Below are 25,925 nucleotides of genomic sequence, written 5' to 3' on the forward strand. Positions count from 1 at the left end.
TGTGGCTGCTGTCACGCAGTCCCACCGTCAACGGCGTAACGCGCGAAGAGCTGCTGAGCAAGGCGCGACAGCAGGGGTATGACACCACCCGATTGATCTGGCGTGCGTCCGATACGCAAATGGCCAAGACTTCGAACTAGCGGGCACCGAAGATCAAAACTGTGGGAGCGAGCCTGCTCGCGATAGCGGTCTGTCAGCCAATATTTCTGTTGGATATGACGGCCTCATCGCGAGCAGGCTCACTCCTACATTTGGTTATGTGTCAGCCTAAAAGGTCGCGCAGGACCTGGGTGAAGGCGCGTGCGCTGTCCTCTTCCCCGGCATGCCGGCCATCGCGCACCACCCACTGACCGTTGACCAGCACATCGCGCACCTGACGGTCCCCGCCAGCAAACAACCAGCGATTCAAAATCCCGTCGCCACTGGCGGTCGCCAGATACGGGTCATTGCCATCGAGCACGATCCAGTCCGCACGCTTGCCGACTTCCAGCGCACCAATCGGCTGCCCCAATGCCTGAGCGCCACCGTCCAGCGCCGCGTCGTACAGCGTACGGCCGACCATCGGCTGATCCGCGCCATACAAACGGTTTCGCCGCTGATCGCGCAGACGCTGACCGTATTCCAGCCAACGCAATTCCTCGACCACACTGAGCGACACATGGCTGTCGGAACCGATGCCCATGCGTCCGCCCTGCGCGAGGAAATCCACGGCCGGGAAAATCCCGTCGCCCAGATTGGCTTCGGTGGTCAGGCACAGCCCGGCAATGGCGCGACTCTTGGCCATCAGCGTGACTTCTTCAGGGTTGGCGTGGGTCGCGTGGACCAGGCACCAGCGTTGGTCGACCTCGGTGTTTTCGTACAACCATTGCAGCGGCCGACGACCGCTCCAGGCCAGGCAGTCATCGACTTCCTTCTGCTGCTCGGCAATATGAATGTGCACCGGGCATTGGGTGTCGCTGGCGGCCAGTACTTCGCTGATCTGCTGGGGCGTGACGGCGCGTAACGAGTGGAAACACAAACCCAGGGACTGCGCCGGCCGCCCGGCCAGGATCGGCTGCAGGCGCGACTGCAGCTTGAGGTAGTTCTCGGTGCTGTTGATAAAGCGCCGCTGACCCTCGTTCGGCGCCAGGCCGCCGAAGCCGGAATGGCTGTAGAGCACGGGCAACAACGTCAGGCCGATGCCGGCGGACGCCGCCGCCTGGCTGATACGCAGCGCCAGTTCTGCAGGATCGGCATAGGCCTGGCCGCTGGTGTCGTGGTGCACGTAATGAAATTCGGCCACCGAGGTGTAACCGGCTTTGAGCATTTCGATGTACAGCTGACGGGCGATGACGCCAAGTTGCTCCGGGCTGATTTTGCCGACGAGCCGATACATCAGATCGCGCCACGTCCAGAAACTGTCGTTGGGGTTGCCGGCCACTTCAGCCAGACCGGCCATTGCGCGCTGGAAGGCGTGGGAATGCAGGTTGGGCATCCCCGGCAGTAACGGACCGCTCAACCGTTCGGCGCCATCTGCGGTGGAATTGGCCTGGATTTGGGTCAGCAGGCCATCGGCGCTGACCTCAAGACGTACATTGTTGGCCCATCCGTTAGGCAGCAGCGCGCGTTCGGCAAAGAAAGCGGACATGGTTCAGCACCCCATCGTGTGTTATTTGTATATACATATACAGACGTTTGCCTGCCCGGTAAACTCCGGCAAGCTAGCAACCTCTACCGACGAACAAGGATCAACCGTGCCGACTCCGCCTCCAGTTTCCCCGTTGGCCGCGAACATGGGCGACAGTCCGGCGCCCTTGTACGCCCGCGTCAAACAGATGATCACTCAGCAGATCGACAGCGGTAACTGGCCGCCGCACTACCGCGTGCCGTCCGAGAGCGAGCTGGTCAACCAGCTCGGTTTCAGCCGCATGACCATCAACCGCGCGCTGCGCGAGATGACTGCCGACGGTCTGCTGGTGCGCATGCAAGGCGTCGGTACTTTTGTGGCTGAGCCGAAGAGCCAGTCTGCGCTGTTCGAAGTGCACAACATCGCCGACGAAATCGCCTCCCGTGGCCATCGCCACACCTGCCAGGTGATCACCCTCGAAGAAGAGGCTGCCGGTTCCGAGCGCGCGCTGGCGCTGGACATGCGTGAAGGGCAGAAGGTTTTCCACTCGCTGATCGTCCATTACGAAAACGACATCCCGGTGCAAATCGAAGACCGTTTCGTCAACGCGCTGGTCGCCCCGGAATACCTCAAGCAGGACTTCACCCTGCAAACGCCTTACGCCTATCTCAATCAGGTCGCGCCGCTGACCGAGGGTGAGCACGTGGTTGAAGCGATCCTCGCTGAATCGTCCGAATGCAAGTTGTTGCAGATCGAGAAGGGTGAGCCGTGCCTGCTGATACGTCGCCGTACGTGGTCGGGGCGTCAGCCGGTGACCGCTGCACGTTTGATTCACCCGGGTTCTCGTCATCGTCTGGAAGGGCGGTTCCATAAATAGAGAGCACAAATGAATGGTTTGAAGGTTTTACGCGCCGAAGGCTACCCGCGCATGCCGTGGAAAAACGGCGGCGGCAGCACAGAGGAAATCACCCGTGATGCAGGGGCAGGGCTGGACGGTTTCGGCTGGCGCCTGTCGATTGCCGACATCGCCGAGTCGGGCGGTTTTTCGACGTTCGCCGGTTATCAGCGGGTAATCACTGTGCTGCAGGGTGACGGCATGACCCTGTGCGTTGACGGTGAGGATACGCGGCCGTTGTTACCGCTCGACCCCTTTGCCTTCAGCGGTGAAAGCCAGGTTTCCTGCACGCTGCTCGGCGGTGCGATTCGCGATTTCAACCTGATCTATGCACCGCAGCGTTACCGCGCGCGGTTGCAGTGGCTGGACGGCGAGCAGCGATTCTTCAGCTCGGCGGGGACGGTGCTGGTGTTCAGCATGGCCGAAGCGCTGCAAGTGACGGTTGGTAACAGTGACGCGCAGTTGGGGCGCCATGATTGCCTGCAACTTGATGGGAATGCCGGTTTAATGGAAGTCTTCAGTAACGGGCCGTGCTGTGTGATCGAACTGATCGCACGCTGATTCGCAATCCTTAAAAGATCGTCCGATCGCGGCCCGAGCCTTCGGACGATTTTTTGCTTTTCAACGTTCCAAATCGCGCACCACTTTGTTACCGAACGCCCCAGCGTGGCGCAAGTCCCGGTTGAAGTAACAAGCTATCCCTCTCTCGAAAAATCCTCGCGAAAAATTTCATCTTCCTCAAAGCCCTTGATCTACAGGCTCTGCGCCCCGTTCAGGATTTTTCTTGATCACCCCTCCAACAAGTTGGCCGCTTGATTGCATATGCTTGTATGTACAAGTAAAGACGTATGCGTATAAGTCCGCAGCGTCCACTGATTCGCTTGTCGCGCAACGACGCGCACAGGCTGCTTGCCCACTGCCAGGGTTGGTTTGAATTGATCGCTGAGGAGTCTTTTTCGTGACTGACAACAAAACCACTAAGTTTCGTGACGTAGAAATCCGTGCCGCACGCGGCAACAAGCTGACCGCCAAGAGCTGGCTGACCGAAGCGCCGCTGCGCATGCTGATGAACAACCTCGACCCGGAAGTCGCCGAGAACCCGAAAGAATTGGTGGTCTACGGTGGTATCGGTCGCGCCGCACGTAACTGGGAGTGCTACGACAAAATCGTCGAAAGCCTGACCAACCTGAACGACGACGAGACCCTGCTGGTGCAATCCGGCAAGCCGGTCGGCGTGTTCAAGACTCACAGCAATGCACCGCGCGTACTGATCGCCAACTCCAACCTCGTACCGCACTGGGCGAGCTGGGAGCACTTCAACGAACTCGACGCCAAAGGCCTGGCCATGTACGGCCAGATGACCGCCGGCAGCTGGATCTACATCGGCAGCCAGGGCATCGTCCAAGGCACCTACGAAACCTTCGTTGAAGCCGGTCGCCAGCACTACAACGACAACCTCACCGGCAAGTGGGTATTGACCGCCGGCCTCGGTGGCATGGGCGGCGCACAACCTCTGGCTGCAACCCTGGCCGGCGCTTGCTCGCTGAACATCGAGTGCCAGCAGGTCAGCATCGATTTCCGCCTGAAAAGCCGTTATGTCGACGAGCAAGCCAAAGACCTCGATGACGCCCTGGCGCGCATCGACAAATACACCAAAGAAGGCAAAGCAATCTCCATCGCGCTGCTGGGTAACGCGGCAGAAATCCTGCCGGAACTGGTCAAGCGCGGCGTGCGCCCGGACATGGTCACCGACCAGACCAGCGCCCACGATCCATTGAACGGTTACCTGCCAGCCGGCTGGACCTGGGACGAATACCGTGCCCGCGCCAAGACCGAACCGGCCGCTGTGATCAAAGCCGCCAAGCAGTCGATGGCCGTGCACGTCAAAGCCATGCTGGAGTTCCAGAAGCAAGGTATTCCGACCTTCGATTACGGCAACAACATCCGCCAGATGGCCCAGGAAGAGGGTGTGGAGAATGCCTTCGACTTCCCTGGCTTCGTACCGGCCTACATCCGTCCGCTGTTCTGCCGTGGCATTGGTCCGTTCCGTTGGGCGGCACTGTCGGGTAACGCTGAAGACATCTACAAGACAGATGCGAAAGTAAAAGAGCTGATCCCGGACGACGCCCACCTGCACAACTGGCTGGACATGGCGCGCGAACGCATCAGCTTCCAGGGTCTGCCGGCACGTATCTGCTGGGTCGGCCTGGGCCTGCGCGCCAAGCTCGGTCTGGCATTCAACGAAATGGTGCGCAGCGGCGAGCTGTCGGCACCGATCGTGATCGGTCGCGACCACCTCGACTCCGGCTCGGTCGCCAGCCCGAACCGTGAAACCGAATCGATGCAGGACGGTTCCGACGCTGTGTCCGACTGGCCGCTGCTCAACGCTTTGCTGAACACCGCGAGCGGTGCGACCTGGGTTTCCCTGCACCACGGCGGCGGCGTCGGCATGGGCTTCTCGCAGCACTCGGGCATGGTGATTGTCTGCGACGGTACGGACGAAGCGGCCGAGCGCATTGCGCGCGTGCTGCACAACGACCCGGCCACCGGCGTCATGCGTCACGCCGATGCCGGTTACCAGATCGCCATCGACTGCGCCAAGGAACAGGGCCTGAACCTGCCGATGATTACCGGTAAATAAAGTCGGCTTTGGCTTGAGCCAACCTGTAGGAGCTGCCGCAGGCTGCGATCTTTGGCGTCGTTACTGACGCCGCAGATCAAGATCAAAAGATCGCAGCCTCGTTTCACTCGGCAGCTCCTGTAGAGATCACAACAACACCGAATAACAATCCACAGAGGTTGAATCATGGCTGTTAACACCGATCGTGCAAGCATCAAACCGTTGATCGAAAGGCGTTCGATCGACTACATCCCGGAAGCGGAAAGACACGGTCGTCTGTTTAGCCAGTTCACCCTGTGGATGGGTGCCAACCTGCAAATCACCGCGATTGTCACCGGGGCCCTGGCCGTGGTGCTGGGCGGCGATGTGTTCTGGTCGTTGATTGGTCTGTTGATCGGTCAATTGCTCGGCGGCGGCGTGATGGCGCTGCATGCGGCACAAGGGCCGAAGCTCGGTCTGCCGCAGATGATCTCCAGCCGCGTGCAGTTCGGCGTGTATGGCGCGGCCATCCCGATCGTGCTGGTGTGCTTGATGTATCTGGGCTTCACCGCAACGGGCACGGTACTGTCCGGCCAGGCGCTGGGCCAGCTGTTTAACGTCAGCGACAGCGTTGGCATCCTGATTTTTGCCAGCGTGATTGTGCTGGTGACGGTGCTCGGTTATCGCGTGATCCACTGGATCGGCCGTGTCGCCAGTGTTATTGGCGTGATCGCCTTCGTGTTTCTGTTCTGGCGTTTGATGAGCCAGACCGACGTCGGCGCACTCCTGCAAATTCGTCATTTCAGCTGGAGCAGCTTCTTGCTCGCGGTATCGCTCGCGGCCTCCTGGCAGATCGCGTTCGGCCCTTACGTGGCTGACTATTCCCGTTACCTGCCAAGCAACACCTCGGCGGTAAAAACCTTTTTTGCCGCCGGTGCAGGTTCGGTGGTGGGCGCGCAAGTGGCGATGATCCTCGGTGTCTTTGCTGCAGCCTCCGCCAACGGTCAATTCGCCGGTCACGAAGTCGCCTACATCGTTGGTCTGGGCGGCACCGGTGCCACCGCTGCGCTGCTGTATTTCAGCATCGCGTTCGGCAAGGTGACCATCTCGACGCTGAACTCCTACGGCAGCTTCATGTGCATCGCGACCATCATCAGTGGTTTCAAAGGCCACGTGACCGTCACGCGCATGCAGCGTCTGGTATTCGTATTGGTGATCGTTGGCACAGCGACGCTGATCGCGCTGCTCGGTCAGCACTCGTTCCTCGGTGCATTCAAGTCTTTCATCCTGTTCCTGCTCGCCTTCTTCACCCCGTGGAGCGCGATCAATCTGGTCGACTACTACTGCATCACCCGCGAGCGTTATGACGTGCCGGCGCTGGCCGATCCAAACGGTCGCTATGGGCGCTGGAACCTGCTCGGTATCAGTGTCTACGTGTTCGGCGTGCTGGTGCAGCTGCCGTTTATCTCCACCAAGTTCTACACCGGTCCGCTGGTGGCAGCGCTGGGTGATGTGGATATCTCCTGGATCATCGGTCTGGTGTTTCCCGCCGCCGTTTATTACGTGTGCGCAAAAAAATGGCACAGCGCCGTACCCGATCAACTGATTCTGCCGGTCGAGCAGAACAGCCATGCACAACCTGAAAAAAGCGGGGCCAGTCGCGCTGCGGCGCAGGCCTGATTGGACGTGGACAGGGCTGGATGCCTCTTGACTGCCGTAAGCCCAATTCATGATTAGGAGCGTCACGACAATGAAATCGAACAAGACCCTGCTGACCGCATTGCTTTCCATGGGCCTGCTTGCCAGCGCCGGCGCCACTCAGGCGGCTGGCTGGTGCGAATCGGGCAAACCGGTGAAATTCGCCGGCCTGAACTGGGAAAGCGGCATGCTGTTGACCGACGTTCTGCAAGTGGTGCTGGAGAAAGGTTACGACTGCAAGACCGACAGCCTGCCAGGCAACTCCATCACCATGGAAAACGCCCTGAGCAGCAACGACATTCAAGTGTTCGCCGAAGAGTGGGTCGGCCGCAGCGAAGTCTGGAACAAGGCCGAGAAGGCCGGCAAGGTTGTCGGTGTCGGCGCACCGGTGGTTGGCGCAGTGGAAGGCTGGTACGTGCCGCGCTACGTGATCGAAGGCGACGCCAAGCGCAAGCTGGAGCCGAAAGCCCCGGACCTGAAAAACATCGCTGACCTGGGCAAATACTCAGCGGTGTTCAAGGATGCCGAGGAGCCATCCAAGGGCCGCTTCTACAACTGCCCGGCCGGCTGGACCTGCGAGCTGGACAACAGCGAAATGCTGAAAAGCTATGGCCTCGAAAACAGCTACACCAACTTCCGTCCGGGCACTGGCCCGGCACTCGATGCGGCAGTGTTGTCGAGCTACAAGCGTGGCGAGCCGATCCTGTTCTACTACTGGTCGCCAACCCCGCTGATGGGCCAGGTCGATCTGGTCAAGCTCGAAGAAAAACCGGGCGTCGACAAGTCTGTGAGCATCAAGGTCGGCCTGTCGAAAACCTTCCACGAACAGGCGCCGGAACTGGTCGCGGTGCTGGAAAAGGTCAACCTGCCGATCGACCTGCTGAACCAGAACCTGGGCCGCATGGCGAAGGAACGTATCGAGTCGCCAAAACTGGCGAAAATCTTCCTCAAGGAACATCCTGAGGTCTGGCATGCGTGGGTCAGTGACGACGCAGCCAAGAAAATCGACGCGGCGCTGTAGGTCGATACCTCCCGGCTAACCGCGAGGCTGGCCGGGAGATATGCCGTAAACGCTTGATTGAGATTTCTGATTGAGAGCCGCTTATGTTTCCCGAAAGCTTTACCTTTTCCATCGCCGACTGGGTCAACGGTTGGGTCGATTCGCTGGTCACCAACTACGGTGATGTGTTCCGCCATATCTCCGACACCCTGCTGTGGGCCATCGTCAACCTTGAAGGCCTGCTGCGCGCGGCGCCGTGGTGGTTGATGCTGGCGATCGTGGCGGGCGTTGCCTGGCATGCGACCCGCAAGGTCGTCACCACTGCCGTTATCGTTGGCTTGCTGTTCCTGGTCGGCGCCGTCGGTCTCTGGGACAAGCTGATGCAAACCCTCGCGCTGATGATGGTCGCGACGGTGATATCGGTACTGATCGGCATACCGCTGGGCATCCTCTCGGCGCGCAGCAATCGTCTGCGTTCGGTGCTGATGCCATTGCTCGACATCATGCAGACCATGCCCAGTTTCGTGTACCTGATCCCGGTGCTGATGCTGTTCGGTCTGGGCAAGGTGCCGGCGATTTTCGCCACGGTCATTTACGCCGCTCCACCGCTGATTCGCCTGACCGACCTGGGCATCCGTCAGGTCGACGGCGAAGTGATGGAGGCGATCAACGCGTTCGGCGCCAACCGCTGGCAGCAACTGTTCGGCGTTCAATTGCCGCTGGCCTTGCCAAGCATCATGGCCGGGATCAACCAGACCACCATGATGGCCCTGTCGATGGTGGTGATCGCCTCGATGATCGGCGCCCGTGGTCTGGGTGAAGATGTGTTGGTGGGGATTCAGACCCTCAACGTCGGGCGCGGTCTTGAGGCCGGTCTGGCGATCGTGATTCTCGCAGTGGTCATCGACCGCATTACTCAGGCGTACGGTCGGCCACGGCATGAGGTGAGCAAATGAACAACGCAACCGTGAGCAAGATCGAAGTCAAAAACGTCTTCAAGATTTTCGGCAACCGCGCCAAGGATGCGCTGGCGATGGTCGGCCAAGGCAAGACCAAGGATCAGGTGTTGAGCGAGACCGGTTGCGTGGTGGGGGTCAACGACCTGTCGCTGAGCATCGGCACTGGCGAGATCTTCGTGATCATGGGCTTGTCCGGCTCGGGCAAATCGACCTTGGTGCGCCACTTCAATCGCCTGATCGACCCGACCAGCGGCGCGATCCTCGTCGACGGCGTCGACATCCTGCAATACGACATGGAAGCCCTGCGCGAATTTCGCCGGCACAAGATCAGCATGGTGTTCCAGAGCTTCGGCCTGCTGCCGCACAAGACCGTCCTCGACAACGTAGCCTACGGCTTGAAGGTGCGCGGCGAGAGCAAGCAAATGTGCTCGGAACGGGCGCTGCACTGGATCAACACCGTGGGCCTCAAGGGCTACGAAAACAAATATCCGCACCAGCTCTCCGGCGGCATGCGCCAGCGTGTCGGCCTGGCCCGGGCCTTGGCGGCGGACACTGACATCATCCTGATGGACGAGGCGTTCAGTGCGCTCGATCCGCTGATCCGCGCGGAAATGCAGGATCAGTTGCTGGAACTGCAAAAGACTCTGCACAAGACCATCGTCTTCATCACCCACGACCTCGACGAGGCCGTGCGTATCGGCAATCGCATTGCGATTCTCAAGGATGGGAAATTGATCCAGGTCGGCACGCCCCGCGAGATTCTGCATTCGCCGGCGGATGAGTACGTCGACCGGTTTGTGCAGCGGCGTGCAGCGGTGGTTTGAAGATATTTGCGGTGTAAGTGCTGGCCCCATCGCGGGCAAGCCTTGCTTCTACAGGGATGGGGTTTGTTCCACGGTTTGTGTGCACACCTCGGAACCTGTGGGAGCTGGCTTGCCAGCGATGGCGTCGGCGATGCTGCATCAATATTCAGGTATGAGGTTTTAGATGTCTCAGGCTGAAAGAATCGTTATCACTGGTGCGCCGCTGCGTTGGCAAGACGTCGTCGCCGTGGCTCGTCATGGCGCTCAACTTGAGCTGTCGAGTGGCACCTGGGCGCGCATCGAAAACGCCCAGGCCATCGTCCAGCGCATCGTCGAAAGCGGCGAGCGTGCCTATGGCGTCAACACCGGTCTGGGCGGTTTGTCCAATGTCTCGCTGCAAGACGAACAACTCAGCCAACTCTCGCGCAACACGCTGCTCAGCCACGCCTGCGGCGTCGGCCCGGTACTCGCCGACGAGCAGACCCGCGCGATCATCTGCGCCGCGATCCACAACTACAGCCACGGCAAATCCGGCATTCATCGCCGCGTCGTCGAGGCATTGCTGGCGCTGCTCAATCGCGGCATCACCCCGCAAGTGCCGTCGCAAGGTTCGGTGGGTTACCTGACGCACATGGCGCACATCGGCATCACGCTGTTGGGCGTCGGTAATGTCAGCTATCGCGGGCAGATGACTTCTGCACAACAGGCATTGGCCGAAGAGGGCCTGCAACCGGTGCAACTCGGCGCGAAGGACGGTTTATGCCTGGTCAACGGCACGCCGTGCATGACCGGCCTCAGCTGTCTGGCGATTGCCGACGCGACGCGTTTGCTGCAATGGGCCGACGTCATCGGCGCAATGAGTTTCGAAGCTCAGCGCGGCCAGATCGATGCCTTCGACGCTGAGATCATCGCGTTGAAACCGCATCCGGGCATGCAGCAGGTCGGCGTTAATCTGCGCGCGTTGCTCGACGGCAGTGAAGTCATCGCGTCGAGCAAAGGCATTCGTACTCAGGACGCGCTGAGCATTCGTTCGATCCCGCAGGTGCACGGCGCCGCGCGCGATCAACTGGCGCACGCGATCAAACAGATCGAAACCGAACTCAATGGCTGCACCGACAATCCGCTGCTGCTGGGCACGCCGGATGATTTCCGAGTTATGTCGCAGGCCAACCCGCACGGGCAGTCGGTGGCGATGGCGGCGGATCTGCTGGCGATTGCCATGGCCGAAATCGGGTCGATTGCCGAGCGTCGTCTCGATCGTCTGGTCAACCCGCACGTCAGCGGTCTGCCGGCGTTTCTGGTGGCCAACCCGGGGGTGAACTCCGGGATGATGATCGTGCAATACGTTGCCGCCTCGCTGTGTGCGGAAAACCGCCAATTGGCGCAACCGGCTGTGCTCGACAACTACATCACGTCAGGCTTGCAGGAAGACCACTTGAGCATGGGCACCAACGCCGCGCTGAAGCTGCATCGGGCGCTGGAAAACTGCACGCAGATCCTCGCCATCGAATATCTGCTGGCGGCGCAGGCGTTTGAATTCCTCAAGGAACAACGCTTCGGCGCCGGCACTGATGTGGCGTGGCGACTGCTGCGTGAAAAGGTCCCGGCCTACGATCAGGATCGTTGGCTGGCGCCGGACATCGCCGCGGCGGCGAGCGTGTTGAAAACCCCGAATTTGCTGCACAACGTTCTATCGAATTTGCACTGAAAAACTACCCTGCCAGCGTGCCAAGGCGCCGGATGCCCAAAAGGCAGAAAGCGACGGATAACGGAATGCTCCGGAGCGAATGGCAAGTTAATAACAATGTCTCAAAAGGAGCATTTAAATGACTGCGCTTAACCTGATCCCTGGCCAACTGAGCCTGGCCCAATTGCGTGACGTCTACCAGCACCCGGTCAAGCTGACGCTCGACAACAGCGCTTCTGCGCAGATCGAAGCGAGCGTTGCCTGCGTCGAGCAGATCCTCGCCGAAAACCGCACCGCGTACGGCATCAACACTGGTTTCGGCCTGCTGGCCTCTACACGCATCGCCAGCGAAGACCTGGAAAACCTCCAGCGTTCGCTGGTGCTGTCCCACGCCGCTGGCGTTGGCCAGCCGATCAGCGATGACTTGGTGCGTCTGGTCATGGTGCTCAAGGTCAACAGCCTTAGCCGCGGTTTCTCCGGGATCCGCCGCGTGGTGATCGACGCGCTGATTGCGCTGATCAACGCCGAGGTTTATCCGCACATTCCGCTGAAAGGTTCGGTGGGCGCATCCGGTGACTTGGCGCCGCTGGCGCACATGTCGCTGGTGCTGCTGGGCGAGGGCAAGGCGCGCTACAAGGGCGAGTGGATGGAAGCCACTGAAGCGCTGAAAGTGGCCGGCCTGACGCCGCTGACGTTGGCGGCGAAAGAAGGTCTGGCGCTGCTCAATGGGACGCAGGTTTCCACCGCCTACGCCCTGCGCGGCCTGTTTGAGGGTGAAGACCTGTTCGCCGGCGCTATCGCGTTGGGCGGCCTGACGGTTGAAGCGGTATTGGGTTCGCGCTCGCCATTCGACGCACGCATCCACGCCGCTCGCGGGCAAAAAGGCCAGATCGACGCCGCTGCTGCTTACCGCGATTTGCTCGGCGAGCGCAGTGAAGTGTCTGACTCGCACCAGAACTGCGATAAGGTCCAGGACCCATACTCCCTGCGCTGCCAGCCGCAAGTCATGGGCGCCTGCCTGACCCAATTGCGCCAGGCTGCCGAAGTGCTGGCCGTCGAAGCCAACGCGGTGTCGGATAACCCGCTGGTGTTCGCCGCCGAAGGCGACGTGATTTCCGGCGGCAACTTCCACGCCGAGCCGGTGGCCATGGCTGCGGACAACATGGCCCTGGCCATCGCTGAAATCGGTTCCCTGAGTGAACGCCGCATTTCGCTGATGATGGACAAGCACATGTCGCAACTGCCGCCATTCCTTGTGGCCAATGGCGGTGTCAACTCCGGGTTCATGATCGCCCAGGTGACGGCGGCGGCGCTGGCCAGCGAGAACAAGGCGCTGTCCCATCCGCATTCGGTCGACAGCCTGCCGACTTCGGCCAACCAGGAAGACCACGTCTCGATGGCGCCGGCTGCGGGCAAGCGTCTGTGGGAAATGGCCGAGAATACCCGTGGGGTGCTGGCGGTGGAGTGGCTGGCAGCGTGCCAGGGCCTGGATTTGCGTGAAGGATTGAAGACTTCGGCGAAGCTGGAAAAAGCTCGCGCCATTTTGCGTGCTGAAGTGGCGTTTTATGAGAAGGACCGGTTCTTTGCGCCGGACATCAACGCGGCGACTGAGTTGTTGGCGACGCGTTGTTTGAATGATCTGGTCTCGGTGAAGTTGCTGCCGAGCCTGTAAGGGCCTCATCGCTGGCAAGCCAGCTCCCACAGAGTTTTGTGTGGTGTGCATGTCATGTATCCACCACCGTTGCTGTGGGGCTGGCAGTCGCCAGGTACCACAGGGATTTGGGTGGTGTGCATGTTATGTATCCACCACTGTTCCTGTGGGAGCTGGCTTGCCAGCGATTCGATTTTGAATTTGATGGAGATTCGGGATGAAAACCCTCTGGCAACACTGCCACGTCGCAACCATGGCGCAAGGCGTCTACTCGATCATCGAGGATGCGGCCATCGTCACGTCCGGTGCGCTCATCGAGTGGATCGGCCCGCGTGATCAATTGCCGTCCGGCGAATACCCGGCGGTCAACGACCTGCAAGGCGCGTGGGTCACCCCCGGCCTGATCGACTGCCACACCCACACGGTGTTCGGCGGGAACCGCAGCGGCGAGTTTGAAAAACGTTTGCAGGGCGTCAGCTACGCCGAGATCGCAGCCTCCGGTGGCGGCATCGCCAGCACTGTGCGCGCCACCCGTGCCGCGACTGAAGACGAGCTGTTCGCCAGCGCGGCCAAGCGCCTGAAAAGCCTGATGCGCGACGGCGTCACCACGGTGGAAATGAAGTCCGGCTACGGCCTCGATCTGGCCAACGAACGCAAGATCCTCCGAGTGATTCGTCGCCTGGAAAAAGAGCTGCCGATCAGCGTGCGCAGCACCTGTCTGGCCGCCCACGCGTTGCCACCGGAATACAAGGATCGCGCCGACGATTACATCGAGCACATCTGCACTGAAATGCTTCCGGCCCTGGCCGCCGAAGGCCTGGTGGACGCGGTCGATGCGTTCTGCGAATACCTGGCGTTCTCGCCAGAGCAGGTCGAGCGTGTGTTCGTTACAGCTCAGGAGCTCGGCCTGCCAGTGAAGCTGCACGCCGAGCAATTATCGTCGCTGCACGGCTCCAGCCTTGCCGCGCGCTATAAGGCGTTGTCGGCCGATCATCTGGAGTTCATGGACGAGGCCGACGCCATCGCCATGGCCGAAGCCGACACCGTCGCGGTGTTGCTGCCGGGCGCGTTCTATTTCCTGCGCGAAACCCAGTTGCCGCCGATGGAAGCCTTGCGCAAGCACAAAGTGAAGATCGCCATCGCCAGCGACCTCAATCCGGGCACCTCGCCGGCGCTGTCGTTGCGGTTGATGTTGAACATGGCTTGCACCTGTTTCCGCATGACTCCGGAAGAGGCGCTGGCCGGCGCGACCCTTCATGCCGCGCAGGCATTGGGCATGGCCGATACACACGGTTCACTGGAAGTCGGCAAGGTGGCGGATTTCGTTGCCTGGCAGATTGATCGTCCGGCGGATCTGGCCTACTGGCTCGGTGGTGATCTGGATAAACGCGTCGTCCGTCACGGCGTCGAATCAAGTCTGTAGGAGAGCGGTTGTGGATAAGGTTCTGAGCTTCAAACAAGGTCGCGTGCCGCTGCTGATCAGCATGCCGCACGCCGGCCTGCGCCTGACCCCGGAGGTCGAGGCCGGGCTGATCGCCGACGCGAAAAGCCTGCCGGATACTGACTGGCATATTCCGCAGCTCTATGACTTCGCTGAAGCGCTGGGCGCCAGTACGCTGGCTGCCGAGTATTCGCGTTTCGTCATCGACCTGAACCGGCCGTCCGACGACAAACCGTTGTACACCGGCGCGACCACCGGCCTGTACCCGGCGACGCTGTTCGATGGCATCCCGTTGTTCCGCGAAGGACATGAGCCTTCGCAAGAACAGCGCGCGACTTATCTTGAACAGATCTGGACGCCGTATCACCGCACTTTGCAGGAAGAACTGGCGCGACTGAACGCCGAGTTCGGTTATGCGCTGCTGTTCGATGCGCATTCGATCCGCTCGATCATCCCGCACCTGTTCGACGGCAAACTGCCGGACTTCAACCTGGGCACCTTCAATGGCGCCAGTTGCGATCCGCAACTCGCTACGCAGCTGGAAGCCATCTGCGCGCGCCACGACGATTACAGCCACGTGCTCAACGGCCGCTTCAAGGGCGGTCACATTACCCGTCATTACGGCAACCCGGCCGAGAACATCCACGCAGTGCAACTGGAGTTGTGCCAGAGCACCTACATGGAAGAGTTCGAACCGTTCCGCTATCGCGCCGACCTGGCCGAGCCGACGCGGGTGGTCCTCAAGGAACTGTTGCAAGGGTTGCTGGCGTGGGGCGCAAAGCACTACAACGCATAACCCGGTGCAAGGGCCTAACCCTGCAACGCCCATCGCGATCCCGCAGGCTCGGGCCGCGTTCTGACTATCTTTTGATCTGGTTTTTGAGATCAACAGATTGCAGCCTCGTTTCACTCGACAGCTCCTACAGAGTGATCAGGACTGCTGAAATGCCTCTTCTGGAAACAACCACTGTCCCGGAGCATGCTCATTGACGTAAATCGGGTTTATGATGCCCAACGGCAGAATAAATAGAAGTCCCCCCAGGGATGACCTCGACCCTTTACGGAGCGCGCAATGCAGACTTTGTTTCCGCAGATCAAACCTCACGCCCGGCACGATCTGGCTGTCGATGACACCCACACGCTGTACGTCGACGAAAGCGGTTCACCGGAGGGTTTGCCGGTTGTGTTCATCCATGGCGGCCCCGGCGCCGGGTGTGATGCCCAGAGCCGTCGGTACTTCGACCCGAACCTGTATCGCATTGTCACCTTCGACCAGCGTGGCTGTGGTCGCTCCACGCCCCACGCCAGCCTGGAAAACAACACCACCTGGGATCTGGTCGCCGACCTGGAGCGAATTCGCAAGCACCTGGGCATCGACAAATGGGTGCTGTTCGGTGGCTCATGGGGCTCTACCCTGGCGCTGGCCTATGCGCAGACCCATCCGGAACGTGTTCACGGCCTGATCCTGCGCGGGATTTTTCTCTGCCGGCCGCAGGAAATCGAATGGTTCTATCAGGCGGGCGCCAGCCGGTTATTCCCTGACTATTGGCAGGATTACATTGCACCGATCCCGCTGGACGAACGTGAGGATCTGCTCGGCGCGTTCCACCGGCGTCTGACCGGCAATGACCAGATTGCCCAGATGCACGCGGCGAAGGCCTGGTCCACCTGGGAAGGCCGGACTGCGACCCTGCGCCCGAACCCACTGGTCGTCGACCGCTTCTCGGAGCCCCAGCGAGCCTTGTCGATCGCCCGGATCGAGTGCCATTATTTCACCAACAACGCTTTTCTCGAGCCTAACCAACTGATCCGCGACATGGGCAAGATCGCCCATCTGCCCGGCGTGATTGTTCATGGCCGCTACGACGTGATCTGCCCACTGGATAACGCCTGGGAACTGCACCAGAACTGGCCGAACAGTGAACTGCAGGTGATTCGTGACGCCGGCCATGCCGCCTCCGAGCCGGGCATTACCGATGCGCTGGTGCGCGCCGCCGATCTGATGGCGCGCCGCATGCTCGACCTGTCGCCTGAAGAAGCATGAAGGCTCTGCTGCAACGCGTGAGCAGCGCGCGAGTCGAGGTGGAGGGTGAAGTGGTCGGTGCAATCGACCAGGGTTTGCTGGTGCTGGTGGCGGTCGAACCCGACGACACGCATGCCAGCGCCGACAAACTTCTGCATAAGCTGCTTAACTATCGGGTATTCAATGACGCCGAGGGCAAGATGAACTTGTCCCTGGCCGATGTGGGTGGTGGGTTGCTGCTGGTCTCTCAGTTCACCCTGGCCGCCGATACAAAAAGCGGGCTGCGACCGAGTTTTTCGACAGCGGCCCCTCCAGCCCTGGGCGAGGAATTGTTCGACTATCTATTAAACCGAGCGAAACAGATGCATGGCACTGTGGCATCAGGTAGATTCGGCGCGAATATGCAGGTGCACCTGGTCAACGATGGTCCGGTAACCTTCCTGTTACAGACATGAAAGCGCTTGAAACATCTTTTCTAGGGCTTTTCGACTGAAAACAGGCATTTTTCGCGATAAATACTTTGTTACCCCTGATGCGTTGTCATGCGGGCTACTAGATAATCGCGCGCTACGGGGATCAGCGTTCGTTGGTCCATTTTGACTTAGGTAGAGACTTGTCCGGATCCGATTGGGGAATCATTTTGCCCCAGCGGAGTCGGAACAATGCTCGCCAACCTGGCATATAGATAGCTGGCCGTTGGTTTTTTGATCTGTTTTCGGCGAGGGTTGCTCGTGATTGTTAGTCCCTGTAATGCAGCAAAATTGTCTGCCAAACGCGTGCGAAGTGCTCTGGTAGCGGGCTCGGCGCTCCTGTGCCTGCTCAGCGCCGGCCAGCTTTGGGCGTTCAATCTTGACGATGTATCGGCGAAGGCTAAAGAACTGGCCGGGCAGAAGTTCGAAGCCCCGCGCAGCAATCTGCCGAACGAGTTCCGCGACATGAAGTTCGCGGACTATCAGAAAATCCGCTTCCTCACCGAAAAGGCTGAGTGGGCTGATCAGAAGACCCCGTTCAAGCTCTCCTTCTATCACCAGGGTATGCACTTCGATACGCCGGTGAAAATCAACGAAATCACGGCGAACACCGTCGAAGAGATCAAATACGATCCGACGCGCTTCGATTTCGGCGACTTGAAATTCGATCCGAAAGCCACCGAACAGCTGGGTTATGCCGGTTTCCGTGTGCTGTACCCGATCAACAAGGCCGACAAGCAAGACGAAATCATGACCATGCTCGGCGCGAGTTACTTCCGCGTTGTTGGCAAGGGCCACACCTACGGCCTGTCGGCGCGTGGCCTGGCTATCGATACTGCGCTGCCGTCGGGCGAAGAATTCCCGCGTTTCACCGAGTTCTGGATTCAACAGCCAAAACCGGGTGACAAGCACCTGGTGATCTTTGCGCTGCTCGACTCCCCGCGTGCGACCGGTGCCTACCGCCTGACCCTGCGTCCGGGCAGCGATACCATCGTCGACGTCAAGGCGCAGATGTTCCTGCGCGACAAGGTCGGCAAACTGGGCATTGCGCCGCTGACCAGCATGTTCCTCTTTGGCGCCAACCAGCCGTCGAAAGTCCTCAACTATCGTCGTGAACTGCACGACTCCAGTGGTCTGTCGATTCATGCCGGCAACGGCGAGTGGATCTGGCGTCCGCTGAACAACCCTAAGCACCTGGCCGTGAGCAACTTCAGCGTCGAGAACCCGCGTGGTTTCGGCCTGCTGCAACGTGGCCGCGACTTCAGCCACTATGAAGACCTCGACGATCGTTACGACAAGCGTCCAAGTGCCTGGATCGAGCCAAAAGGCGATTGGGGCAAGGGTTCTGTCGACCTGGTGGAAATCCCGACTGCCGATGAAACCAACGACAACATCGTGGCGTTCTGGAGTCCGGAAAAACTGCCTGAGCCAGGCCAGCCGCTGGATGTCGCCTATCGCCTGCACTGGACGATCGACGAAGCGGCGCTGCACGCACCCGATAGCGCCTGGGTCAGCCAGACCCTGCGTTCCACCGGTGACGTCAAGCAGTCCAACCTGATCCGTCAGCCGGACGGCAGCGTTGCCTACCTGGTGGACTTCGAAGGCCCGTCGCTGGCAGCCCTGCCGCCTGAGACTGACGTTCGCAGCCAGGTCAGCGTCGGTGACAACGCCGAACTGGTCGAGAACAGCGTGCGCTACAACCCTGAAACCAAGGGCTGGCGTTTGACCCTGCGGATGAAAATCAAGGACGCGAGCAAGTCGACCGAGATGCGTGCTGCCTTGGTTCAGCCTGTCGTAACCGCTGATCTGGCGAAATCTGTGCCGGCGTCCAATTCGTCTGTCGCCAAGGCCGACAAGGTCGCCGCCAAGCAACAAGAGAAACTCGACAAGGAAGCCAAGGAAGCCAAGGCAGCCGAGGCCAAACAGGCCGACGCCAAGCCAGCCGTAGATGCCAAGGACAAGGCCAACAAAGACGCCAAGCAGCCAGCCGCTGCGGACGCGGCCCCAGCCACACCGGAATCGGCACCGACTGAAGAAGTCCTGACCGAGACCTGGAGCTATCAGTTGCCTGCCGATGAGTAACTCTCAAGTACAGCCAGAGACTCTGTCCGAGTATCTGGCGCATCTGCCGATGACCGACGAGCAACGCGCGGAACTCGCGGGTTGCCAGTCGTTCAGCGAGCTGCATCAACGCCTGTCGTCGTCAACGTTCGACGCTCCTGCCGAGGCCGCCCAGGCTTCGGTGGGCAAGCGCCTGACCCTGAGCACCGCCGAAGAGCTGGAAGAAGCGGAAATGCTGGCGCTCGACGCCAGCGGCCGCGTCAGCCTCAAGGCCACGCCGCCGATTCGTCGCACCAAGGTCGTACCGGAGCCGTGGCGCACCAATATTCTGGTGCGTGGCTGGCGCCGTCTGACCGGTCGCACCAACCCGCCACAGCCGCCGAAAGACGAAAACGTCCTGCCGGCGGCGCGCTGGCGCACTGTCGGTTCGATCCGTCGCTACATTCTGTTGGTGCTGATGCTCGGCCAGACCATCGTCGCCGGCTGGTACATGAAAGGCATCATGCCGTACCAGGGCTGGTCGTTCGTCGATCTCGATGAAGTCCTGCATCAACCGCTGATGCAAACAGCCACGCAAGTGCTGCCGTATGCGCTGCAAACCAGCATCCTGATTCTGTTCGGGATTCTGTTCTGCTGGGTTTCGGCTGGTTTCTGGACCGCGCTGATGGGCTTCCTCGAGCTGCTCACCGGCCACGACAAGTACCGTATTTCCGGTAAAAGCGCGGGTAATGAGCCGATCGCCAAGGACGCGCGCACTGCGCTGGTGATGCCGATCTGCAACGAAGACGTGCCGCGGGTATTTGCCGGGTTGCGGGCGACCTTCGAATCGGTAGCGGCCACAGGTGACCTCGATCGCTTCGACTTCTTCGTGCTCAGCGACAGTAACGATGCCGACATCTGCGTCGCCGAACAACAGGCCTGGCTCGACGTCTGCCGCGAAGCCAAGGGCTTCGGCAAGATTTTCTATCGCCGCCGTCGCCGTCGGGTGAAACGCAAGAGTGGCAACCTCGACGACTTCTGCCGTCGTTGGGGCGGTGACTACAAGTACATGGTCGTGCTCGACGCCGACTCGGTGATGAGCGGCGAGTGCCTGACCAGTCTGGTGCGCTTGATGGAAGCCACGCCGGACGCCGGGATCATCCAGACCGCGCCACGTGCGTCGGGCATGGACACCCTGTATGCACGCATGCAGCAGTTCGCCACGCGAGTCTATGGGCCGCTTTTCACCGCCGGTCTGCACTTCTGGCAGCTGGGTGAATCGCACTACTGGGGCCACAACGCGATCATCCGCATGAAGCCGTTCATCGAGCACTGCGCCCTGGCGCCGTTGCCGGGTAAAGGCGCGTTTGCAGGGGCGATCCTGTCGCACGACTTCGTTGAAGCCGCGCTGATGCGCCGTGCCGGTTGGGGTGTGTGGATTGCCTACGACCTGCCGGGCAGCTACGAAGAACTGCCGCCGAACCTGCTCGATGAACTCAAGCGTGACCGTCGCTGGTGCCACGGCAACCTGATGAACTTCCGCCTGTTCCTGGTCAAAGGCATGCACCCGGTACACCGTGCGGTGTTTCTGACGGGCGTGATGTCGTACCTGTCGGCGCCGTTGTGGTTCTTCTTCCTGGTGTTGTCGACCGCGCTGCTGGCGGTGAACACACTGATGGAGCCGCAATACTTCCTAGAGCCACGTCAGCTCTATCCGCTGTGGCCACAATGGCACCCGGACAAGGCGATTGCGCTGTTCTCGACGACGATCGTGCTGCTGTTCCTGCCGAAACTGTTGAGCATCATCCTGATCTGGGCGAAGGGCGCGAAAGAGTTTGGCGGCAAGTTCAAGGTGACCCTGTCGATGCTGCTGGAGATGCTGTTCTCCATGCTGCTGGCGCCGGTGCGGATGATTTTCCACACCCGTTTCGTACTGGCCGCGTTCCTCGGCTGGGCGGCGACCTGGAACTCGCCGCAGCGTGACGACGACTCGACGCCATGGAGCGAAGCAGTCAAGCGTCACGGCCCGCAAACCCTGTTGGGCTTCTGCTGGGCGCTGCTGGTGGTCTGGCTGAACCCGAGCTTCCTGTGGTGGCTGGTGCCGATCGTCGGTTCGCTGATGCTGTCGATCCCGGTATCGGTGATCTCCAGCCGTGTCGGCCTGGGTCTGAAATCCCGTGACGAGAGCCTGTTCCTGATCCCTGAGGAATACAATCCGCCACAGGCACTGCTGGACACCGACAAGTACACCCATGAAAACCGTTGGCACGCGCTCAACGACGGCTTTGTCCGTGCGGTGGTCGATCCACAGCAGAACGCTTTGGCGTGCTCGCTGGCGACGTCCCGTCACGGTCAGGCTGAGCCGATCGAGTGGCTGCGTCAGGAGCGTGTGCGTCACGCCCTGAAGGTTGGCCCGGCGGCGCTGAGCAACCATGATCGCCTGCAACTGCTGAGCGATCCGGTGGCTCTGGCGCGACTGCACGAGCTGGTCTGGGCAGAGGGTCACGCCGAGTGGCTGGATGCATGGCGGGCTTCGGTGAAAGCCGATCCGCATGCGCCGCTGCTGCCGCTGCGACCGCTGAGTGCGCAGCCTCAGTTGGCCTGATGTAGTGCAAAGCGCCGCTTACTGAAGTAAGCGCCTGCTTTACAAGATCGTCCGACAGCGCTCGAGCCTGCGGCAGCTCCTACTGGATAACCTTTAGGAACTGCCGCAGGCTCGGGCCGCGGTCGGACGATCTTTGCTTTTGCGTCTAACAAATCCCTCAAGGCTGCGATAGCATCCGTCCCCGAATTGGTGCGCCCGGACAACTTTCTGTTCGTATCTGTCGGTTTCCCCAGGGAAATCTGCTGTTTGCGCGCCGCAAACGCAATGGTTTTGGGGACTTGAAGATGAAGAAGTATCTGTCGATGCTGCTGGTCGGCGTCACGGCACTGGTTGCAGTCAATGCGGCGCAGGCTGGCGCAATCGATGACGCGGTCAAACGCGGTACGTTGAAAGTCGGTATGGATCCGACTTACATGCCGTTCGAAATGACCAACAAGCGCGGCGAAATCATCGGCTTCGAAGTTGACATTCTCAAAGCCATGTCCAAAGCCATGGGCGTCAAGCTAGAGCTGGTTTCGACCGGTTACGACGGCATCATCCCGGCGCTGATGACCGACAAGTTCGACATGATCGGCAGCGGCATGACCCTGACTCAGGAGCGTAACCTGCGCCTGAACTTCAGCGAACCGTTCATCGTCGTTGGCCAGACCCTGCTGATCCGCAAGGAGCTGGAAGGCACCATCAAGTCGTACAAAGACCTGAACACTGCTGACTACCGCATCACCTCCAAGCTCGGCACCACCGGCGAAATGGTCGCCAGGAAGCTGATCTCCAAAGCCAAGTACCACGGCTACGACAACGAGCAGGAAGCCGTGCTCGACGTGGTCAACGGCAAGGCCGACGCGTTTATCTATGACGCGCCGTACAACGTGGTTGCGGTGAACAAGGTCGGCGCCGGCAAGCTGGTATTCCTCGACAAGCCGTTCACCTACGAGCCGCTGGCCTTTGGCCTGAAGAAGGGTGATTACGACAGCCTCAACTTCATCAACAACTTCCTGCACCAGATCCACGAAGACGGCACCTACGATCGCATCCATGACAAGTGGTTCAAGAGCACCGAGTGGCTCAAGGACATGGAATAACGCCGGTCAGCCAGACCGCGTCGCCCCATTCGCGAGCAGGCCCGCTCCCACAGGTTTGGCGCCGCCCACAAATTTTTTGTGCACGCCAATCCTGTGGGAGCGGGCTTGCCCGCGATGGGGCCCTTCCAGGCGACACAGAATTCGGAAACTGTAAAACAGATGAAACAGAGAAAAGCCCAATGGCCCTGGCACGTTTTAACCGTGCTGGTGCTGATCGGCCTGGCCGGCGCCTTGTACTACGCCACCTCGCTGATGTCCTACGAATGGCGCTGGAACCGTGTGCCGCAGTACTTCGCCTACCACGCCGAAGAGTCCCAGCGTGCTGCCGACATTTCCACCGTCAGCGAACTGGTGCGCAAGGGTGACAAGGCTGAAGTCACCCTGCGCAACGACGGTGGCGACGAGCAGCACCTGATCGTCGATGACAACAGCCTGCAAGTCGCCCAGGGCGATGACGTGGCAGAAGGCGATGTTGTGGGCGTGACTCGCCATTGGGCGGCAGGGCCGCTGTTGTGGGGGCTTGTGGACGACGCTGTGGCTGTCGGTGGTCTCCGGGATTGCTCGGCCTGCTGATTGGCCTGGTCAACCGGGCTGTGCAGACTTGTCGAGCAACCCGACCCTGCGTGACCTTTCGACCATTTACGTCGAGCTGGTGCGCGGCACACCGTTGCTGGTGCAGATCTTCATTTTCTACTTTTTCATCGGCACGGTGATGAACCTGTCCCGCGAGTTCGCCGGGATCGCCGCGTTGTCGCTGTTCACCGGCGCTTATGTCGCCGAGATCATCCGTTCCGGCGTGCAGTCGATTGCCCGTGGGCAGAACGAAGCGGCGCGCTCGCTGGGACTGAGTGCCGGCCAGTCGATGCGCCATGTAGTGCTGCCGCAAGCCTTGAAACGCGTGTTGCCGCCATTGGCCGGGCAGTTCATCAGTCTGGTCAAGGACACGTCCTTGGTGTCGGTGATCGCTATCACCGAGCTGCTGAAAAGCGGCCGTGAAGTCATCACCACGTCGTTCTCGCCGTTCGAGATTCTGTTCTGCGTCGCCGGCCTGTACCTGTTGATCAACCTGCCGCTGTCGAAAATCGCCAGCCGGCTTGAGCGGAGGCTCGCGCAAAGTGATTGAAGTCCGCGAACTGGTAAAAGTCTTCGACACCCGTGGGCAAGTGGTGCGCGCGGTGGATAACGTCACCACGCAAGTGGCCAGGGGTGAAGTGCTGGTGGTGATCGGCCCGTCCGGCTCCGGCAAATCGACCTTCCTGCGTTGCCTCAACGGCCTGGAAGAATTCGACTCAGGCTCGGTGAGCATCGACGGCTTGCAACTGGCCGACCCGAAAACCGACGTGAATGCCTACCGCCGTGAAGTCGGCATGGTGTTTCAGCATTTCAATCTGTTCCCGCACATGACCGTGCTGGAAAACCTCTGTCTGGCGCAGAAAGTCGTGCGCAAGCGCGGCAAGAAAGAGCGCGAGGCGAAGGCCATGGAATTGCTGAAAAAGGTCGGGATTGCGCAGAAGGCCAACGAGTTTCCGTCGCGCCTGTCCGGTGGTCAGCAGCAGCGCGTGGCCATTGCGCGGGCGCTGGCGATGGAACCGAAGGTTATGTTGTTCGATGAACCGACTTCGGCGCTCGACCCGGAAATGGTCGGCGAAGTGCTGGACGTGATGAAGAACCTGGCCATGGAAGGCATGACGATGGTCTGCGTTACCCATGAAATGGGCTTTGCCCGGGAAGTGGCGGATCGGGTGCTGTTTTTCGATCACGGCAAATTGCTCGAAGATGCCGCGCCGGCAGAGTTCTTTGATGCGCCGAAGGATCCACGCGCCCAAGCTTTCCTGCGTCAGGTTTTGTAACTGCGGCGTCCCGTCGGACGCCATCGCTGGCAAGCCAGCTCCCACAGTGAGCAGGTTGAACACAACCTTTGTGTTCGACACAAATCCTGTGGGAGCTGGCTTGCCAGCGATAGCATCACCTCGGTCCACAGCGAACCGAGGTGGATGAATCACCTCAAACCTTGAAGCGACCCACCAGCATCTGCAGATGCGTCCCCAGGCGTGCCAGCTCAACGCTCGACGCCGCGGTCTCTTCACTCGCCGCCGACGTCTGATCCGACACATCGCGCACATTCAGCACGCTACGGTTGATCTCTTCCGCCACCGCGCTCTGCTGTTCAGCTGCTGCCGCGATCTGCTGGTTCATCGCCTGAATCGCCGACACCGTGCGGGTGATGCTTTCCAGCGAACCGCCGGCGCGACGGGTCAGCTCAACGCTGCTGTCGGTCAGGGTGCGGCTGTTGTCCATGATCGTTGCGACTTGCTGAGTGCCGTTTTGCAGGCCGACAATCAGCTCTTCGATCTCTTCGGTGGACTTCTGCGTGCGCTGGGCGAGGCTGCGTACTTCGTCGGCGACTACGGCAAAACCACGTCCGGCTTCACCGGCACGCGCCGCTTCAATCGCCGCGTTGAGGGCCAGCAGGTTGGTTTGCTGGGCCACCGATTTGATCACGTCGAGGACGCTGCCGATCTTGTCGCTTTCGCGTTTCAGTTCGCCCATGGCTTCGGTGGAGTGACCCACTTCAACCGCCAGACGCTCGATCTGCGCGATGGCTTCGCCGACCACTTTGTCGCCCTCGCGGGCTTGCTGGTCAGCGGCCACGGCGGCTTCCGAAGCTTCCTCGGCGTTGCGTGCGACTTCCTGCACGGTCGCGGCCATTTCGTTCATGGCGGTTGCCACCTGGTCGGTCTCGATCTTCTGATTGTTGACCCCGGCGCTGGTCTGCTCGGTCACGGCCGATAACTCCTCGGCGGCGCTGGCGATTTGCGTGACGCCATCACTGATGCCGCCAATCAACTCGCGCAAGCCCTGGGTCATGCTCTGGATAGCACGCTGCAACTGGCCCAGTTCGTCCTGGCGGCGAGACACCAGATTGTGGGTCAGGTCGCCGGCTGCAATGCGTTCGGCGACTTTGAGGGTCTGGCTCAGGGGTATGACGATCTGGCGGGTAATGGCCCAGGCCGCCAGCAGACCGAAGGCCAGGGCGAGCAGGGTGGCCAGCAGCAACAAGTTCTTGGCGTGCGCGGCATCGGTGTCGCGAACAATGGTCTGCGAGGCCGTCAGCTTCTTGCTGAGGTCGATCAGGATGTCGCCCTGAGCGGTCATGCGCGTGAGCGCCGTAGCGTTGCCACCTGGGAGTCGCGGAACTGGCTGACTGCGGCGCGGTAGGCCTTCAGCGATTCGGTAGCCTGTTGCAGGTTGGCGAGGTGCTGCTCAGGCAGTTTCGCCGCGAGGCTGCCGAGGCTTTTCAGGGCGGTGTCGATGGCGTCCAGCGCCGGTTGCTGGGCTTCGGCCTTGCCGCTGTAGGTGTAGCCG

At 60.6% G+C, this 25,925-nt stretch carries 21 protein-coding genes and 1 pseudogene; 20 read left to right on the forward strand and 2 right to left on the reverse strand.

Annotated features, from left to right (window positions below; all coding sequences use genetic code 11):
• On the forward strand, positions 1–140 hold a 140-nt coding region (locus JFT80_RS08660; RefSeq protein ID WP_201147595.1), incomplete at its 5' end, for a lipocalin family protein.
• A 122-nt stretch (positions 141–262) separates the two neighbouring features.
• On the opposite strand, the gene JFT80_RS08665 is transcribed toward JFT80_RS08660, so the two are convergent.
• On the reverse strand, positions 263–1,627 hold the full coding sequence (locus tag JFT80_RS08665) for a formimidoylglutamate deiminase (protein WP_201147596.1): 1,365 nt from the start codon (positions 1,625–1,627) through the stop codon (positions 263–265).
• Positions 1,628–1,772: 145 nt separating this feature from the next.
• On the opposite strand from JFT80_RS08665, the gene hutC reads away from it, so the two are divergent.
• From hutC to JFT80_RS08755, 19 genes are all read left to right on the forward strand, one after another.
• The gene (gene hutC, locus JFT80_RS08670) at positions 1,773–2,483 is read left to right on the forward strand and encodes a histidine utilization repressor (RefSeq protein ID WP_162130175.1); all 711 of its coding nucleotides are present in this window, start codon (positions 1,773–1,775) and stop codon (positions 2,481–2,483) included.
• A 9-nt stretch (positions 2,484–2,492) separates the two neighbouring features.
• Positions 2,493–3,062, forward strand: coding sequence for a HutD family protein (locus JFT80_RS08675; protein WP_201147597.1), 570 nt, complete (start codon positions 2,493–2,495; stop codon positions 3,060–3,062).
• Positions 3,063–3,459: 397 nt separating this feature from the next.
• Positions 3,460–5,142 carry a urocanate hydratase gene (gene hutU, locus JFT80_RS08680; RefSeq protein WP_201147598.1) on the forward strand — a complete coding sequence of 561 codons (1,683 nt, stop codon included), beginning with the start codon at positions 3,460–3,462 and terminating at the stop codon, positions 5,140–5,142.
• A 165-nt stretch (positions 5,143–5,307) separates the two neighbouring features.
• Positions 5,308–6,780, forward strand: coding sequence for a cytosine permease (locus JFT80_RS08685; protein ID WP_201147599.1), 1,473 nt, complete (start codon positions 5,308–5,310; stop codon positions 6,778–6,780).
• A gap of 70 nt (positions 6,781–6,850) precedes the next feature.
• Positions 6,851–7,819 carry an ABC transporter substrate-binding protein gene (locus JFT80_RS08690; RefSeq protein ID WP_201147600.1) on the forward strand — a complete coding sequence of 323 codons (969 nt, stop codon included), beginning with the start codon at positions 6,851–6,853 and terminating at the stop codon, positions 7,817–7,819.
• A gap of 83 nt (positions 7,820–7,902) precedes the next feature.
• The gene (locus JFT80_RS08695; protein ID WP_010464518.1) at positions 7,903–8,754 is read left to right on the forward strand and encodes a proline/glycine betaine ABC transporter permease; all 852 of its coding nucleotides are present in this window, start codon (positions 7,903–7,905) and stop codon (positions 8,752–8,754) included.
• Positions 8,751–9,581 carry a glycine betaine/L-proline ABC transporter ATP-binding protein gene (locus JFT80_RS08700; RefSeq protein ID WP_201147601.1) on the forward strand — a complete coding sequence of 277 codons (831 nt, stop codon included), beginning with the start codon at positions 8,751–8,753 and terminating at the stop codon, positions 9,579–9,581. Before JFT80_RS08695 ends, JFT80_RS08700 begins: the two co-directional genes overlap by 4 nt.
• Positions 9,582–9,744: 163 nt before the next feature.
• On the forward strand, positions 9,745–11,268 hold the full coding sequence (gene hutH / locus JFT80_RS08705) for a histidine ammonia-lyase (protein WP_201147602.1): 1,524 nt from the start codon (positions 9,745–9,747) through the stop codon (positions 11,266–11,268).
• A gap of 118 nt (positions 11,269–11,386) precedes the next feature.
• Positions 11,387–12,919, forward strand: a complete 1,533-nt coding sequence (gene hutH, locus JFT80_RS08710) for a histidine ammonia-lyase (RefSeq protein ID WP_201147603.1) — start codon at positions 11,387–11,389, stop codon at positions 12,917–12,919.
• 196 nt (positions 12,920–13,115) lie between these two features.
• Positions 13,116–14,321, forward strand: a complete 1,206-nt coding sequence (gene hutI / locus JFT80_RS08715; protein ID WP_201147604.1) for an imidazolonepropionase — start codon at positions 13,116–13,118, stop codon at positions 14,319–14,321.
• A 10-nt stretch (positions 14,322–14,331) separates the two neighbouring features.
• Complete coding sequence (gene hutG, locus JFT80_RS08720; protein WP_201147605.1) at positions 14,332–15,135, forward strand: N-formylglutamate deformylase; 804 nt, start codon at positions 14,332–14,334, stop codon at positions 15,133–15,135.
• A gap of 276 nt (positions 15,136–15,411) precedes the next feature.
• The gene (gene pip, locus JFT80_RS08725; RefSeq protein ID WP_201147606.1) at positions 15,412–16,383 is read left to right on the forward strand and encodes a prolyl aminopeptidase; all 972 of its coding nucleotides are present in this window, start codon (positions 15,412–15,414) and stop codon (positions 16,381–16,383) included.
• Positions 16,380–16,817 (forward strand): D-aminoacyl-tRNA deacylase, encoded by a 438-nt coding sequence (dtd, locus tag JFT80_RS08730; protein WP_201147607.1) that lies wholly within the window; start codon positions 16,380–16,382, stop codon positions 16,815–16,817. The genes pip and dtd overlap by 4 nt, the downstream gene beginning before the upstream one ends.
• A 276-nt stretch (positions 16,818–17,093) precedes the next feature.
• On the forward strand, positions 17,094–18,914 hold the full coding sequence (locus JFT80_RS08735) for a glucan biosynthesis protein G (RefSeq protein WP_307833065.1): 1,821 nt from the start codon (positions 17,094–17,096) through the stop codon (positions 18,912–18,914).
• Positions 18,907–21,477, forward strand: coding sequence for a glucans biosynthesis glucosyltransferase MdoH (gene mdoH, locus JFT80_RS08740; protein WP_201147608.1), 2,571 nt, complete (start codon positions 18,907–18,909; stop codon positions 21,475–21,477). Before JFT80_RS08735 ends, mdoH begins: the two co-directional genes overlap by 8 nt.
• A 284-nt stretch (positions 21,478–21,761) precedes the next feature.
• Positions 21,762–22,559: a transporter substrate-binding domain-containing protein gene (locus JFT80_RS08745; RefSeq protein ID WP_201147609.1), complete on the forward strand. Its 798-nt coding sequence runs from the start codon at positions 21,762–21,764 to the stop codon at positions 22,557–22,559.
• A gap of 159 nt (positions 22,560–22,718) precedes the next feature.
• Positions 22,719–23,132 carry a hypothetical protein gene (locus JFT80_RS25420; RefSeq protein ID WP_374091337.1) on the forward strand — a complete coding sequence of 138 codons (414 nt, stop codon included), beginning with the start codon at positions 22,719–22,721 and terminating at the stop codon, positions 23,130–23,132.
• Positions 23,104–23,682, forward strand: a complete 579-nt coding sequence (locus JFT80_RS25425) for an amino acid ABC transporter permease (protein ID WP_374091338.1) — start codon at positions 23,104–23,106, stop codon at positions 23,680–23,682. The genes JFT80_RS25420 and JFT80_RS25425 overlap by 29 nt, the downstream gene beginning before the upstream one ends.
• Positions 23,675–24,409: an amino acid ABC transporter ATP-binding protein gene (locus tag JFT80_RS08755; protein WP_201147610.1), complete on the forward strand. Its 735-nt coding sequence runs from the start codon at positions 23,675–23,677 to the stop codon at positions 24,407–24,409. Before JFT80_RS25425 ends, JFT80_RS08755 begins: the two co-directional genes overlap by 8 nt.
• Positions 24,410–24,563: 154 nt before the next feature.
• Here the strand turns inward: JFT80_RS08755 and JFT80_RS08760 are convergent.
• A pseudogene (locus tag JFT80_RS08760) lies at positions 24,564–25,925 on the reverse strand (methyl-accepting chemotaxis protein); the annotation flags it as partial.

Source organism: Pseudomonas sp. TH10 (assembly GCF_016651255.1).
In the GTDB taxonomy this organism is placed as follows: domain Bacteria; phylum Pseudomonadota; class Gammaproteobacteria; order Pseudomonadales; family Pseudomonadaceae; genus Aquipseudomonas.